Source organism: Streptomyces sp. AHU1 (genome assembly GCF_045343905.1).
Classification (GTDB): domain Bacteria; phylum Actinomycetota; class Actinomycetes; order Streptomycetales; family Streptomycetaceae; genus Streptomyces; species Streptomyces triticiradicis.
On the sequence record NZ_CP174283.1, the window covers coordinates 3,368,242 to 3,381,523 of the forward strand.

General features: G+C 65.8%; 19 protein-coding genes. 15 read left to right on the forward strand and 4 right to left on the reverse strand.

Features of this window, described 5'->3' with window-relative positions; genetic code table 11:
* Nucleotides 1-773 precede the first annotated feature (773 nt).
* Both ACICHK_RS15165 and ACICHK_RS15170 read right to left on the reverse strand, forming a co-directional pair.
* Nucleotides 774-1,553, reverse strand: a complete 780-nt coding sequence (locus ACICHK_RS15165; RefSeq protein WP_406841228.1) for an SAVMC3_10250 family protein — start codon at nt 1,551-1,553, stop codon at nt 774-776.
* A 209-nt stretch (nt 1,554-1,762) separates the two neighbouring features.
* Nucleotides 1,763-2,521 carry a GntR family transcriptional regulator gene (locus tag ACICHK_RS15170; protein WP_406837316.1) on the reverse strand — a complete coding sequence of 253 codons (759 nt, stop codon included), beginning with the start codon at nt 2,519-2,521 and terminating at the stop codon, nt 1,763-1,765.
* Nucleotides 2,522-2,599: 78 nt separating this feature from the next.
* On the opposite strand from ACICHK_RS15170, the gene ACICHK_RS15175 reads away from it, so the two are divergent.
* The 5 genes from ACICHK_RS15175 to ACICHK_RS15195 all read left to right on the forward strand — a co-directional run bounded on the left by ACICHK_RS15175 (nt 2,600) and on the right by ACICHK_RS15195 (nt 6,039).
* On the forward strand, nt 2,600-2,878 hold the full coding sequence (locus ACICHK_RS15175) for a hypothetical protein (protein WP_406837317.1): 279 nt from the start codon (nt 2,600-2,602) through the stop codon (nt 2,876-2,878).
* A gap of 541 nt (nt 2,879-3,419) precedes the next feature.
* Nucleotides 3,420-3,644 (forward strand): hypothetical protein, encoded by a 225-nt coding sequence (locus tag ACICHK_RS15180; protein WP_406837318.1) that lies wholly within the window; start codon nt 3,420-3,422, stop codon nt 3,642-3,644.
* Nucleotides 3,641-4,384 carry a GntR family transcriptional regulator gene (locus tag ACICHK_RS15185; protein WP_406837319.1) on the forward strand — a complete coding sequence of 248 codons (744 nt, stop codon included), beginning with the start codon at nt 3,641-3,643 and terminating at the stop codon, nt 4,382-4,384. Before ACICHK_RS15180 ends, ACICHK_RS15185 begins: the two co-directional genes overlap by 4 nt.
* Complete coding sequence (locus ACICHK_RS15190) at nt 4,381-4,683, forward strand: hypothetical protein (protein WP_406837320.1); 303 nt, start codon at nt 4,381-4,383, stop codon at nt 4,681-4,683. The genes ACICHK_RS15185 and ACICHK_RS15190 overlap by 4 nt, the downstream gene beginning before the upstream one ends.
* A gap of 510 nt (nt 4,684-5,193) precedes the next feature.
* On the forward strand, nt 5,194-6,039 hold the full coding sequence (locus ACICHK_RS15195; protein ID WP_406837321.1) for a DUF6602 domain-containing protein: 846 nt from the start codon (nt 5,194-5,196) through the stop codon (nt 6,037-6,039).
* A gap of 121 nt (nt 6,040-6,160) precedes the next feature.
* On the opposite strand, the gene ACICHK_RS15200 is transcribed toward ACICHK_RS15195, so the two are convergent.
* Nucleotides 6,161-7,012, reverse strand: coding sequence for a DUF6602 domain-containing protein (locus ACICHK_RS15200; RefSeq protein WP_406837322.1), 852 nt, complete (start codon nt 7,010-7,012; stop codon nt 6,161-6,163).
* Between the two features lie 217 nt (nt 7,013-7,229).
* Between ACICHK_RS15200 and ACICHK_RS15205 the strand changes: the two genes are divergently transcribed.
* A complete protein-coding gene (locus tag ACICHK_RS15205) occupies nt 7,230-7,889 on the forward strand; it encodes a hypothetical protein (protein ID WP_406837323.1) in 660 nt (219 codons plus the stop codon).
* A gap of 324 nt (nt 7,890-8,213) precedes the next feature.
* On the opposite strand, the gene ACICHK_RS15210 is transcribed toward ACICHK_RS15205, so the two are convergent.
* Nucleotides 8,214-8,678 (reverse strand): NUDIX hydrolase, encoded by a 465-nt coding sequence (locus ACICHK_RS15210; protein ID WP_406837324.1) that lies wholly within the window; start codon nt 8,676-8,678, stop codon nt 8,214-8,216.
* A gap of 18 nt (nt 8,679-8,696) precedes the next feature.
* On the opposite strand from ACICHK_RS15210, the gene ACICHK_RS15215 reads away from it, so the two are divergent.
* The 9 genes from ACICHK_RS15215 to ACICHK_RS15255 all read left to right on the forward strand — a co-directional run bounded on the left by ACICHK_RS15215 (nt 8,697) and on the right by ACICHK_RS15255 (nt 13,237).
* Complete coding sequence (locus tag ACICHK_RS15215) at nt 8,697-9,476, forward strand: GntR family transcriptional regulator (RefSeq protein ID WP_406837325.1); 780 nt, start codon at nt 8,697-8,699, stop codon at nt 9,474-9,476.
* Nucleotides 9,477-9,614: 138 nt separating this feature from the next.
* Nucleotides 9,615-9,971 (forward strand): hypothetical protein, encoded by a 357-nt coding sequence (locus ACICHK_RS15220; RefSeq protein WP_393199728.1) that lies wholly within the window; start codon nt 9,615-9,617, stop codon nt 9,969-9,971.
* 14 nt (nt 9,972-9,985) lie between these two features.
* Nucleotides 9,986-11,329: an FtsK/SpoIIIE domain-containing protein gene (locus ACICHK_RS15225; protein WP_406841229.1), complete on the forward strand. Its 1,344-nt coding sequence runs from the start codon at nt 9,986-9,988 to the stop codon at nt 11,327-11,329.
* An 82-nt stretch (nt 11,330-11,411) separates the two neighbouring features.
* Entirely contained in the window at nt 11,412-11,615 is a 204-nt protein-coding gene (locus ACICHK_RS15230) for a hypothetical protein (RefSeq protein ID WP_406837326.1), read from the forward strand.
* The gene (locus ACICHK_RS15235; RefSeq protein ID WP_406837327.1) at nt 11,615-12,328 is read left to right on the forward strand and encodes a DUF2637 domain-containing protein; all 714 of its coding nucleotides are present in this window, start codon (nt 11,615-11,617) and stop codon (nt 12,326-12,328) included. The genes ACICHK_RS15230 and ACICHK_RS15235 overlap by 1 nt, the downstream gene beginning before the upstream one ends.
* 17 nt (nt 12,329-12,345) lie before the next feature.
* Entirely contained in the window at nt 12,346-12,531 is a 186-nt protein-coding gene (locus tag ACICHK_RS15240) for a hypothetical protein (protein WP_406837328.1), read from the forward strand.
* 6 nt (nt 12,532-12,537) lie between these two features.
* Nucleotides 12,538-12,729: a mobile element transfer protein gene (locus ACICHK_RS15245; RefSeq protein WP_406837329.1), complete on the forward strand. Its 192-nt coding sequence runs from the start codon at nt 12,538-12,540 to the stop codon at nt 12,727-12,729.
* 11 nt (nt 12,730-12,740) lie between these two features.
* Nucleotides 12,741-12,896, forward strand: coding sequence for a hypothetical protein (locus ACICHK_RS15250; RefSeq protein WP_406837330.1), 156 nt, complete (start codon nt 12,741-12,743; stop codon nt 12,894-12,896).
* A gap of 23 nt (nt 12,897-12,919) precedes the next feature.
* Nucleotides 12,920-13,237, forward strand: coding sequence for a SpdD-like protein (locus ACICHK_RS15255; protein WP_406837331.1), 318 nt, complete (start codon nt 12,920-12,922; stop codon nt 13,235-13,237).
* Nucleotides 13,238-13,282 lie beyond the last annotated feature (45 nt).

The following is a 13,282-nucleotide window of genomic DNA, read 5'->3' on the forward strand; positions in this document are numbered from 1 at the left end:
CGTGATCAGAGGCCGGTGGAGCCTCGACGGGCGAGTCAAGGCGCATCCGAAGCGGATCGTGATCGCTGCGGGCATGTCCGGTTCCGGGCCGGTGCCGCACTCCACGAGCACGGCCACGGGCACCGATCGTCCGAAGCCGTGGAGCCGACCGCCCAGAACTTCGAAACGCGTGAGGCACGGCCCCGTGAAAACCCGGTGACAGCCGGACGACCCCGGACCTTTCCTTGATCATCGGGAAGGCGTCCGGGGCTTCGTCGCATCAAGTGAGACATGCTCTGACCAGCAAAAAGCCCTCCCGGAGGGGAGGGCGGAGACTGGCGCCCCCGGCAGGACTCGAACCTGCGGCCAAGCGCTTAGAAGGCGCCTGGCGCGTCCGGTGCTTCGCTCCTGCTGACCTGCCTCTCTTCCATGGCGGGGCCTCTCACCGACGGGCCGTCGACACGCATTCGACAGGAAACAGAGGATGGGCCTAGGTGTGCTGTCCGTCGGGTCGCGTGACGGGCCCGACGGTGGATCGTCCGTACCGTGTGAGGCGGAGTGATCTTACGGACTCGGAGTGGAGTCGACTGGAGCCGCGCCTCCCAAAGAGCGCAGAACGGGCTGAAATCGCTGGGCAGCCATCAGCAGCGATCTCTTCCGCCAGCAGACATCGCCGCGCCCAAGCACTGCGGAACCGCGGCAACCCGGCACAATAAGCGAGCGTGCGCCTTTCACAGCACGGCGCTGTTGGTGCGATCCGGCTGTGGCTCCGTTAGCGATCCGCCGGACAGTCCTTACTCGGCGGCGAACTCTACATACAGAGGCGTGCCAACGACATACGCGGCGCTCTCACTGCTAGGCGGCGCGTCAATGACCGCTGTTATGCGCGCGAAACCGCACATCCACGCGGCCGTTTCTGCAGGCAGTTGGCCGTCAAGTGTCTCCAAGAGTTGACAAGTTCCGTCCGCCAAGGTCCTCACTCCACGCCCCCCGGGGTCACCCAACCTTGGGAGGTCACTGGTCACCGCAGGTTCCCCCGCCAAGTCAGTTAGCAGTGATGCGGCCGGAGTAAGCACAAGTCGGCCAAAACTACCTCCGAAACTGCCCCCTAGAGCGCCACGTTGCTCCATACCCAGTGGCGGCTCAGCAACGACCGGATTCTGACTACTGGTCAAGTGCCTTGCTGAGCCATGCAAGACCAGCCTGACTCTCCCTCCCGTCTCGTACCCTTCGACAGGGCGAGGGGGGTCAACAAAGAGCACCATGTCGGGAGCCAATGATCCACGCAACATCAGATAGTTGAGCGGAGCTTCAAATTGGACCCATGAGCCTGCCCGTAAGCCGTCCTCAGTGAACCAACGGGCGTTGACGGATACATGTCGAACAACCTGATGCAGACGCTCGTTCCGCGCGCGCTCGACATCCAGCGCTTCCGGCTCCCATCCCACCCCGCCGACGGGGGTGCTGAGCTGCCATTTCGCCCGAGGCGCACGAAGGCGCCGCTCAGGCAAGAATTGCCTGAGCTTGCCATCAGAGAGATAGACGAGCTCGCGCACAACGCTCCTCGGGTGCATCCATTTACGCTTCTGACGATCGACATTATCGAGGTGGACGCCCACGTCTGCACATAAAGGAGCGGAGATCACTCGGCCCCAAAGCTTCGGTTCGTGCGGAGCGTGCCCATCGGACTCCCATACACCGCATATGACGTGGGGCCTCGCGCTTCGGTGCGCTGACCAGTGTCACCATCCGTGCGACGCCGACACGACCCGCCGGACCGGCGCTAGGGACGATTGATCGGGATCTCGTAAACGACCTCGCAATGAGCGGCGGGCACCACGATGTCCGCCGTCTCCACGGGCCGCCCCCGGTCGCTGTAGTACGTCCGCCGGATGTGCGTCACGAGAGCGGCCTTCTGGATCCCCAGAAGTGACGCCTCCTCGGCGGTAGCCTGCCTCGGCTCCGGTTGCTCCACGGCGTGGCTGACGGTGACTCCGATCGCGGCCATGCGGTTCACGACACCGACACCGGCATGCGGGCCTCCCTCGGGGAGGACGACGAGGGTGCCGGCTGTGAGGTCGTACGGCTCCCAACTCGTCGAGAGTTGCACCGGCTTGCCATCGGCCAGGAACTCGTACGCGGTCCGGACGCACAGCTCGCCTTCGGTGATCCCGAGCCGCGCGGCGATGTCGGCAGGCGCCGGCACCTTGGCATCCGTCCGGCTCTCCCAGTCACCCTGCTTGCCCACGGCTCTCATGTCTGTCCGGAAGGGCGAGTCACCGGGGTGCTCCCGGGCCGACGACCGCACGACCCGCACCTGCTGTCGAGGCTCGGCGACGTACGTACCCGACCCGGCGCGGCCCTCCAGCACTCCGTGGGAGATCAGCAGCTCCTGCGCCCGGCGGACCACGTTCTCGCCCACTCCGCATTCCTGGCCGATCTGGGCGCGGGAGGGCAGGCGATCGCCCGGCTCCCACACGTGTTCCGCGATCCGGCGCCGGAGTTCGTCGGCGATGCGGAGATAGGGCGGCTGCTCAGGCATATGGAAAATCTAGTCCACTAGCTCTAATCTAGTTAACTAGCTTCACTGAATGTGATCGCCGGTGACGGAGGCTGTCCTGTGCCCGCTTCGGGAGTTAGCGCGGCGGCCATCGCCGCCCGGCTGTCCACCCTCGGGCTTCCCACTCGACTGGAGGAACACCGCCGTCACACGTCGATCGAGGCGGAGGTGCCGGACGGGCTTTCCCCCGACTCATGGCGGGAGGTCCTGGACGTGGTGGCCGAGGCCGACCGGTTCGGGCTCCTCGCCACCAGCTTGAACGGCCGCACCCTCTGGGCGGTCGTACGCAGAACGGTCCCCACGACGGGCGATGTCTGGGGACCGGGCCATCAGCGATAGGAGCTGACCAGCGTGCTCAACCGTATCCGCCGCGCCGCATCCCTCACCAGGGCGCGTCACTCCGCAAAAGGCAGGCATCGCCGCCCCTTAACGGCCGTCCACGCACCGACCGTTCCCGCTGCCCCCGCGTCCGCCAACGCGTTGACGGCCATCCTGGATCGGGCCTCCACCGATGGGAACCGCTGCCACCCGCTCGCGGCTGAAGACGTCGCACTCGTCCGCCCGTACGTGCTGGCCCGGGAGAAGCGCGTCCGCACGCACACAATGGTCGTCGCTCCCCATCTGCCTATCCATGCATGGCCGGCTCTCGCGGGGGTCCGCTGATGCCCTCGATGTCCTCAAGGCCGTCTCGCCGACATCTCCGCGTCGAGGACGCCCCGGCCGTTCCATACCGCTCGACCGCCTGTCGCATCGGCACGCACCTCGCCTGCGCGGAGTCCTCCCCGGCCTCGGCCCCGGCCAGTCTTCCCGTGATCTACGAAGCGTGCGAATGCCCATGCCACCCGGCAGCCGACCGAATCCCTCCCTCGGAGGTGGAGCGATGAGCGCATGGGCCCCCGGCGGCGCATTGGTCGGCAGCGTCGAGGTCACCGCAGCCACCGTGCAGCGCGGCGATGTCATCCAACTCGGCGGTCGAGCCTGCCGGGTGAGAGACCTCTTCCAGCTTCCTCAAGGGACCAAGCAACTGCTCTTCGAATCGGGCGAGCTGCTGACCATCCACGCACGCACTCGGCTACTTGCCGTGCGGTCGCTGAGAAGGCGGTGACCAGGTCCGTGCCCTCTCGCCATCACGACATCGCCGACGACCTCCGGCAACAGATCACGACCGGCCGTCTCCAGCCCGGTGAACGCCTGCCGTCCGAAGCCGACCTGGCCGACCGGTACGAGGTCAGCACGCTGACTCTGCGCAGCGCACTCGCCGCACTACAAGGGGAAGGCCTCGTTGAGAAGATCCACGGCAAGGGCAACTTCGTCCGCCGCTCCCTTCGCAAGATCATGTACGTCGGCGGCTGGGGAACCCTGGACCCATGGACCGCTGCCGAAGCGGCCCTGCGCGTCACCGTTCGCACCACCACGGTTCAAGCGCACGGACACCTCATGGCCTTGCTCAACGCGCCCATGGGCAGTCCCGTCGTCGAGTTCTCGTGCCTCAGCTTCGAAGAAGCGTCACCGCACGGGCTGGCCCGCATCTACATCCCGCGCGACCTGGTGCCAGCCGGAGTGCTCGACGACGAATCCACGCACGAGGAAGAGATCAAGAGATTCGCCGTTCTCGCTCCTGCGCCGGCCACTGTCCGGGAGACGGTCCGCGCCCGTCCACCGACGCCGGACGAAGCATCGGCTCTTCGGATCGGCTTCACCCTGCCGGTCCTCGCCATCACGCGCACCGCGACCAACTCGGCCGGGCGCGTTGTCGAAGCCGCACTGCTGGCCTTCCCGGGCGATCGCGTCGACGCGGTCTTCGCCACCCACCACGTGACCGACGAGAGGCAGACGCAAGGATGACGGCACAAGACGAACTGCGACTCCTCCCGTGGTCGGGCCCCGGCGGAAACCCCTGCTACCTGAGCACCGACGACCGGGACGGCTTCATGTCCCGCTTGGCGGACAACATCGAATCGGTCCAACTCGGCACGGCCGCCGACCTGCTGGAGCAAGCCTCAGAAACGCTCGACGACCAGGACGCGGACCTGGAGGAAAAGCAACAGCTGGCGAAGGAACTAACCGGAGCCCTGCGAGACGTCCTCCGCGTCGCAATCAGCCGCGGCCACCTACTGGCAGTGAACGAATCGCACAGCGTCTGAAGACGCGTCCATACAACGGCACTTACCGATGATGCTCCTTCCTTCTACACGGGGAGGGGAGCCCGAAGACCAACCCGGGCTCCCCTCCCCGTCGCGCTGTGCCGACCCGGTACAGACGCATCGCACGCCGAAGCAGAGACGAACCCTCTTGCGACCGCCTGAACCTCAGCCACCGAAAGTCAGCCACGACGGCGGGCACGCCAACCGACCAGGCGCGCGTGGCCTCGCTGCACCCCCACCAGGCTCAGCCACGTCATCGCCCGTCGACCAGCGCATGCCTCGACGGCCGATCCGGGACAACGCTGCCTGAGCCATCAGCTTGGGAAGCTGAGGTGGTCGAGAACAGGGACCGCTTGCCGCTTTAGGGTGCGACTCCATCTGGGCAGCGCGCTCTTGTTCACCGACGTTGATGTCAACTGGTGATGTCAGGCTGACGGACCATGCGCCGTCGGCCAACTCTCATGCTTGTTGGCAGGCTTGGGCCCCCAACTGCGGTGGCAAACTGTTGCCATGCCTGACTCCGAGCCCTCAGCTCTAGCCAAGATCCTCGCTTCAGTGGCCGACAGAATGCTTGCTGACTTCAAGGCCAGTGGCATTGCTAAGCATAGAGGGTCAAAAGGAACCGTCCGCGAGGCTCAACTCTTGAGTAACTTTCTCCGAAAGTATCTGCCCCGCACTGTTGTAGCGGAGCACAGCGGTGAAGTGATCTCCACGGATGGGCAAGTATCCGGACAGTGCGACATCCTAATCATGGATCCCGACACGCCCCCATTCTGGGACGAAGAGGACTATCGAATCGTCCCGAATGAATGCCTTTACGGCGTCATTGAGGTCAAGTCGTTCCTGGATAGCGAAGAATTGCGATCTGCGTGCACGAATATCGCACGCCTTAAATCCTTCCCGAAGACGGCATATCACTGGGACAAGATCGGGCGCACGCGCTGGGCATACGGAAAATCCTGGCAGTACGTCCCGACCGTCGGCCTAATCTTTGCTTATGACGGCCTGAACCTCGAAACCTTGGGGGAAACGCTGAAGGAAGCCTCAGAAGGACAGCCTCCCGAGTTGAGAGTCGACAGCATCTGGGTGCTCAATAAAGGATTCATTAATTGGTCAAGCCCAACCAACGCCATTATTGACGTGAGCCCTGAACCTGGAGCCGGGATCGTCGCCTTCGATGCAACCCCCCAAGAGATGCTAATGCCTTTGGTGGCTCATTTGAATAGCCATTTCACGACTGCATGGATGTCGGCACTAAAGATCACCGACTACATGCCGAACGATACTTGGGGACGATGCATCAAAGCTTGGCCACCCTCGCCCCAAATCGCGCGGCCCGACCGTGATTCGGAGTAGCTAAAATCTCGCGAAGACGGGCGGGGTCACCAGCAGGAAGTCGCAGGAAAAATCCTTCTAGTGACTAGCCGATCTCGACGGCAGGCAGCGTTCACCTGCCGTGACCATAGGCAAATATCGCCTAGTAGAATAGATCGACATGTCGACGCTTACTGTCGAAATCATTCCAAATGCGAAGGTTATTCGAAGACCAGGAACCAACCCCTTCGAGGCCCGACATTCCAAAATATGAAGCTAGTCCCCGATATTTTTCATCATGATAGGAAAGTCGACGCAGCACATAGGTGATCATCCTTCCGATCGGTGATGTATCAGCACCATTCTTTCCGTTGATGCTGGAGAGCGAAGGTCCCGAGTAGTAGGAAACGACTCCCGGGCCGTAATACTCTTCGTCCCACTGCATCCGGAGAGTCCACGACCCAAGGTCGGCAATGCATACAAAGTCTAGAGAATTATTTGGATGCCTGACATGGACATTACTAGCCTCTGCGAGCTTATCAGAGATCCTGCCTATCACTTTTGACGTTTCCGCCCCCCATGAGTGAGAATGGGCCACCAATCCATAAATAACCTCCTTTCCGTGCGCCTTATAGATTGCTTCCTTGGCGCGACTGGCGCTTTCAATTGTTTTGTCAATGTGCTGCGCCTTCAGGGTCGCCTTACATTCGAAGATGGCCATCACCTCTGAAGCGAGGTGCATTTTCTTGTTGAGCATCCCGGGTGGATAAGAAGGAGATAGCGCCACGATGTCTACTTGATCTGTCGCCTCTCCACTACCGCAGAGAACTCTCCCTTTAGTGGCGATCTGCAAATCTCCTGGCAGCCACTTCCTGAATAGCGAAGCCCAATTCTCCTCGCCTTCATCTCCGGCTGTTCCCGGGTCTTCGGCGGCGCGTGCGCGGATTCGCTCGTACTCAAGCTGCATCTCCATAGTCGCTTGCTTGAAATAAGAAACAAGCTCCTGTTGACTCACTCCTACCCCCTCGTGCTCGAACTTTCACGGTTCATCGCTCTTTGCAGCGAGCATGCAAGTGTCCGTCGCGTCGCGGCGCTGGCGCAACCGTGTCTCCCAGCGGCTCATCCTGGACTGCTGGTCACGCTCGCCCTGGCCCGCTGGTCAATCGGTCGTATGGAGGGGATGCGAGCCGATCGACGCCACCAAGTCGATTGGCTTCTGGGATGATTGAGGCGTGATCGTAGTAACGCAGGTTACAGAGAAACAGGGTTCAGCTTGGACGCCGGTGGCATGGGTGGCCATCTGCGCGCTGCTCTTCACGGTCGGCTCGTTCTGGTGGCTCAACGCTCGCCAGGGCCGTTTGAGGTCTTACGAGCCGCACTCGTTCGCCGCCGCCGCGAACCAGCAACTCACCTTGTTGCGCCTACCACTCGTGGTGTACAACACGGGAGCTAAGCCCATTGTTGTACAAGATCTCCGTCTTCGATTCCCAGGCGAGCCTGCCGCACTACTTCCGCTTCCTTGGCGGACCTCGCGGTCGAAGCTCATGCCCAAGTCAGACGACGGACATGCTTTGCCAGCAGTCTTTGCCGTGGGAGGCCGACAGGCAGAGCAACTTTTTGTTGAATTCGGCGCTCCGTTCCCTGGGTTCGTACCCGAGGCGCGTGACTACCAAGTCGTGATCGACGTGCGGATGGGACACCGAAAAGGGTGGAAACCGCTACTGAAATTTACTTGGCGTGCCGCTCGCATGAGCACACCCGGGCAGTACATCACGTACAGCAACTCGCCTCATGACCTGTCGGCGGAGCAGAAGAAGCAGGCTGACGAGGCGCTGAAAGAACTAGCGGCCAAGCTCATCCAAAGCGAGCATCCGGATACGGAAAGGTCGTGAAGCGGGCGGTGTAGTGGCTTTGGGCGGGAGCTGCCATGGGACGAGTGATCATAGCCTCGTAAGCTTCCGGCGAGTCGGGCAGTCTGTGGACCTGCCCGGTAAAGCACGACGTTGGGGCCATGATCTTCGAGGCTCGCCTCATGGGGGCTGCCTAAAGCCGCGGAGTCGACCGCCCTAGCCACAGAGGATGTCTCCCACTTCTTGCCCGCTGCCGCTAGCGCGCCGCCGGGCGGGGCCGCCGCTGGCGAAGACAGGGCGGCGGCCCCGCCGACAAGGCGGCGCGCGCCCGCGCCGTGCGCGGGCCTTGATGAAGGAGAGAAGGTTTTATCCCGCTGGGATGAGGCGCTGTCCGTCATGGCTTCGTACGTGCGGGCCGTTGCCGTCCAAGGCATCCAGGAGTCTGACAGCGAAGGCCTCGAACATCCGCTCACTGACCTCGTCCGGCGTGAGCCAAGAGACCGCCGTGGACTCGCCCGAAGTGCGTTCGGTGCCGCCCGAAGGCTTGCAGCGGAAGACCAGGGCAACGACTCCGCGGATCATGTTCTTGTAGACGCCGGTGAGTTCGTCCACCTCGACGTGGATGCCTGTCTCCTCCAGGACCTCGCGGGCGACGCCGGCTTCCGGGGTCTCGTCGAGTTCGAGGATGCCGCCCGGGAGCTCCCAGGTGCCGTTGTCGGCTCGGCGGATTGCCAGGAGGCGGCCGTCCTCGCGCACTACTACTCCGGCTACGGACACGGAGTGCAGGGGGGAGGGTGTCGCTTCCTGTGATTGACTCATGTAGAGGAGCATAGGAGGCAGGGAAGGACTATGGGAACTGCGGCGGGAGGGGCCGGTTCCGGGCCTCGGTACGTACAGATCGCGGACGAGATCGTGCGGCAGATCCGAGCGGGCGTTCTCAAGCCCGGCGACATGGTGCCGAGCGAATCGGAGCTGGTGGAGCGCTACGGCGTCGCCGGCGGGACGATTCGCAAGGCCATGGTCGAGGTGCGGGCGAGCGGGCTGGTCGAGACCCGGCACGGCAAGGGGTCGATCGTGAAGGACCGGCCTCCGGTGCGGCTCCGTTCCTCGGATCGCTTCCGGCGTTCGCTGCGGCGGGGAGGACAGGCGGCCTACCTCGCGGAGTCCGCACAGTCCGGGGCCACCGCCAAGGTCAGCGTCCTCTACATCGGTCCCCTGGAGGCACCCGAGGGAGCCGCCGAACGTCTGGACGTCCCCGTCGGTACGCAGGTGCTGGCCCGTCGGCGTCTCTACTTCCGTAACGGCACGCCGGTCGAGACCGCCACGTCCTACCTGCCGTGGGACGTCGTGAAGGACATCCCCGAGCTGTTCGCCGAGAATCCCGGTGGCGGCGGTATCTACGCCCGGCTCGAAGACCACGGGCACGAGTTCGCCGAGTTCGTCGAGACGGTGCAAGCGCGTCCGGCCTCCAAGGCGGAGGCTTCGGAGCTGGCGCTGAGCCCGGGTGCACCGGTGGTCCATCTGATCCGGGAGGCACGTACGACCGCGGGTCTCGTGGTCGAGGTGTGCGACACCCTCATGGCCGCTGATCAGTTCGTTTTCGAGTACCGGATCCCGGCCGAGGACTGACGCCCGCTCAGCATCCCGCAGCCCGCCACGAGTTCTTCTTCGTGGCGGGTTGACTCATGTACAGGAGTGAGGCACTCTTCTTCATGTCACTCCTATACATGAGTGACGAAGTCCAGCATCTATAGAGGAGTGAGCTCTGTGCGTCAGATTCCCGTCGACACCTCCGGCGCGGTCGTGATGGTCGCCAAGTCCCCGCAGGTCAAGGTGCGTGACCGTCGTACCGGGGAGGTCGCCACGGACACGGAGACCGGGGCGAGGCTGATGACCGTGGACGTGATGTTCGCGGCGAACGAGGAGGTGGAGATCCTGTCCGTCACCGTTCCGGAGCCGGGCATCTCCGGTGAGCTGGCCATGGGCACGCCGGTCGCGCTCACGGGCCTGATCGCCCGGCCCTGGGAGAACGACTTCAACGGCCAGAAGCGGCACGGGATCGCGTTCCGCGCGGTCGCGGTCACCTCGCTCGTCGGTGCTGCCGCAGGGTCCAAGGCGGCCTGATCGTGGCCGACTTCATGGTCGTCCTGGTGCTGGTCGTCGCCGCCGTGGGTCTCCTGCGGTGGCGGCGCCCCGCCTGGTACTGGTTGACCTTCGGGGTCACTCTGGCCGTGTTACGGGTCCTGGTCCGCTACCGCTCGGTCATGGACGCGTGCGGGCTGACCGTCCCGCCCTCGCGCTGGCGGCTCGCCCTGGCCCGTGCCGCCAACCGGCCGATGCCGGATCCGCGTCCGCCGCGCATCCTGCGGCTGCGGCCCACTCGTACCGGCCTGGTCCTGAGGCTCAAGCTCCGCCCCGGGCAGGACGCGTTCGACGTCGCCGCCGCCTCGGACCGGCTCCGGCACTCGTTCTCGATGTACGGCGTGACCTCGCGTGAGCTGCGCTCCGGCGTCGTGGAGGTGCGGATGACCGGCTACGACGTGCTCAAGCGGGTGCAGATGCCAGCCGAGACCGACCACCGGCCGATGCGGGTACCGGTCGCCCTGCGGGAGGACGGCTCGGTGCACTACCGCGACTACCGAGCAGTGCCCCACGCCCTCACCCTCGGTGCCACGGAGTCCGGCAAGTCCGTCTACCAGCGCAACCTGGTCGCGGGACTCGCCCCGATGGACGTCGCCCTCATCGGCATCGACTGCAAGCAAGGGGTCGAACTGTTCCCGCTGGCCCGCCGGTTCTCCGCGCTGGCCGACGATCCTGACACCGCTGCGGAAGTGCTCGAAGCGCTCGTGGCCCGGATGGGGCACGTCTATCAGCTCATCCGGTCCCAGCAACGGATCACCTCCGACGTGCCGGACGCGGAGATCGCCGCCGACATCTGGGACCTGCCCGACGACCTACGCCCGGTCCCGGTCGTGGTCCTGGTCGACGAGGTCGCCGAACTCGCCCTGTATGCCAGCAAGGAGGAGGAGAAGCGCCGGGACCGCATCATCACCTCTCTGGTCCGCCTCGCCCAGCTCGGCCGTGCGGCCGGCATCTACCTGGAGATCTGCGGACAGCGCTTCGGCTCCGAACTCGGCAAGGGCATCACCATGCTCCGCGCCCAGCTCACCGGCCGCACCGCCCACCGCGTCAACGACGAGACCTCAGCCAACATGGCCTTCGGCGACATCTCCCCGGACGCCGTCCTCGCCGCCATCCAGATCCCGGCCGAGACACGGGGCATCGCCATCGCGGGCGACTCCTCCGGCGGGTGGCACCGCATCCGCGCCCCGCACACCTCGCTCCGCCAGGCCGTGAACATCTGCAACCGGCACGCCGACCGGACACCGGACCTGCCCGAGCTGGCCCCGTTCCGACCCTCTCTCCCCAGCACCGCCGCCGAGCCCGTGCCGCTGGTCAAGGCGTCCTCGGTCACCGTCTGATCCCTGCCCCACCCCACGGTCGGCGCGACCGCCTTCGCGCCAGGTCCCTACCCCCGCCATGCCCAAAGAAGGGAGACCCGCCATGTGCCCGAACTGCGAGGACTTCGCCAGGACCGTGCTCCTACTCGGCCAACTCGCACTCTACGCCGACATGGCCGGCGCCGACCTCGACTTCGTGAACACCGTCAGTCCGGCCCTCGCCGCCTCGCTGCCCGAGCCGCCGCCCGGCGTGTTCCCGGACGACTACGACCCCGACGACGGCCCCGCCTATCCGGGCGACGCCTGATGGGCGCCCGTCACGGCCTCCGGGTCGACGCGGTCCTGATCCAGGCCGTGATCGCCGGTGCCCTGTCCTTCGCCCACCTGCACGACCTGGCCGCCGCTGCCGGACAGAACGGCTGGAAGGCCTGGGCCTACCCGGTCAGCGTCGACCTGCTCCTCGTCGCCGCCTGGCGGAGGCTGCGCGGCGAGGGACCGTCCCGGCTGGCCTGGTGCTGGTTCGTCGTCGCACTGTTCGCCTCGCTCGGCGCCAACATCGCCACCGCCGGATTCCTCGACCTGGCCGACCCACCCGCCCCGCTCCGCCTCGGCATCGCCGGATGGCCCGCGCTCGCCTTCCTCGGCGGCACGCTCCTCGCCCACTCGCCGGCCCCGGAGCTGCGGATGGCACCGCCGACCCCGGTCGCCCCACCGCAGGACCCCGAGCACTCGGACGGACAACCGTTGCCGGACGCCGGGCGCGCATCGGTCGCGGAAGCCCTGCCCGAGCCCGCTGCGGCCCCTGTCCCAGCCGTGGAAGTCGCCACTTCCTCGGGGCCTGCCCCGGCTCTCGTCCCGACTTCCGCCCCATCGGTCCCCGCCGTCCTGGTCGACCACGCCCGCAAGGTCGCCGACGAGTACCGCGCCCGTACCGGCTCCCCGATCGACCCCGACACCCTCCGCTCCCGCCTCGGCGTCCCGCCCCACCTCGCCGACGCCATCGCCGCCCACCTCAACTGACGCAAGGGAGAACAGAGATGACTTCCGACCCGGCCGACCTGACCGCAGCTGACTACCTCGACGCGGCACGGGACATGGCGGCGGCCGGACGCCCCTTCCTCGCCCACCTGCTCGCGGAGGAAGCCGCCGGACACGTCGACGACCCGGTCACCGCCCAGAACATCCGCACCCAGTACCCCGACCCCACCACCCGAAGGGACTGAACCGACATGCCCGCACGCGACAACTTCCACTCCCTGATGCAGATCGGCCCCGTGCAGATCGGCACCCACCGCGACCGCAACGGCCGCACCACGCACGCCGCCGTCTGCACCGCCGACCGCTGCGGCTGGTCCGCCGACTACTCCAGCCAGACCGCCGCCCAGCTCGCCGCCCGTACCCACCGTTGCACCGTCCGCTGAGGAGACACCTCGTGCAGGTCCCGCTCTGGCTCGCCCTGATCGCCGTCGGCTACCTCGGCGTCAAGCTCATCCGCCCGCCCTGGTGGCTCATCGCCGTACTGCTCCTCGGCGGATTCCTCCTCGCCGACAGCGTCCTGGCCCCCGTCATCGACACCGCCGTCAAGTAGCGCACCGCGAAGGAGAACTGCCCATGCTCCGGCCCAAGTTCCCGACCATGCCCCAGCCCACGGGACTGATCACCCCGCCCGCCGTCATCCAGCCGACCACCGTCACCCCGGGGGCCCCGGTCCCGCAGCCGGTCCCCGTCACCCCCGCGCCGTCCCGTCCGGTCGTCCAGCTCACCCCCGGCACCGCGCTCGCCCTCGTGGGCGGTGGAACGGCCGTGGTCCTAGTCGTCGGCGCCGTCCTGGTCTCCCTGCTCCTGGCGGTCGCCATCACGGGCGCCTCAGTCGCCGTCTGCGCGGTCGTCCTGCGCTCCCTGCTCGCTGCCGACGCCAAGCGTCGCTGACCGGCCCCCGGGCGGCCTCGATACCGCCAAGCATCCGCCGCCCGG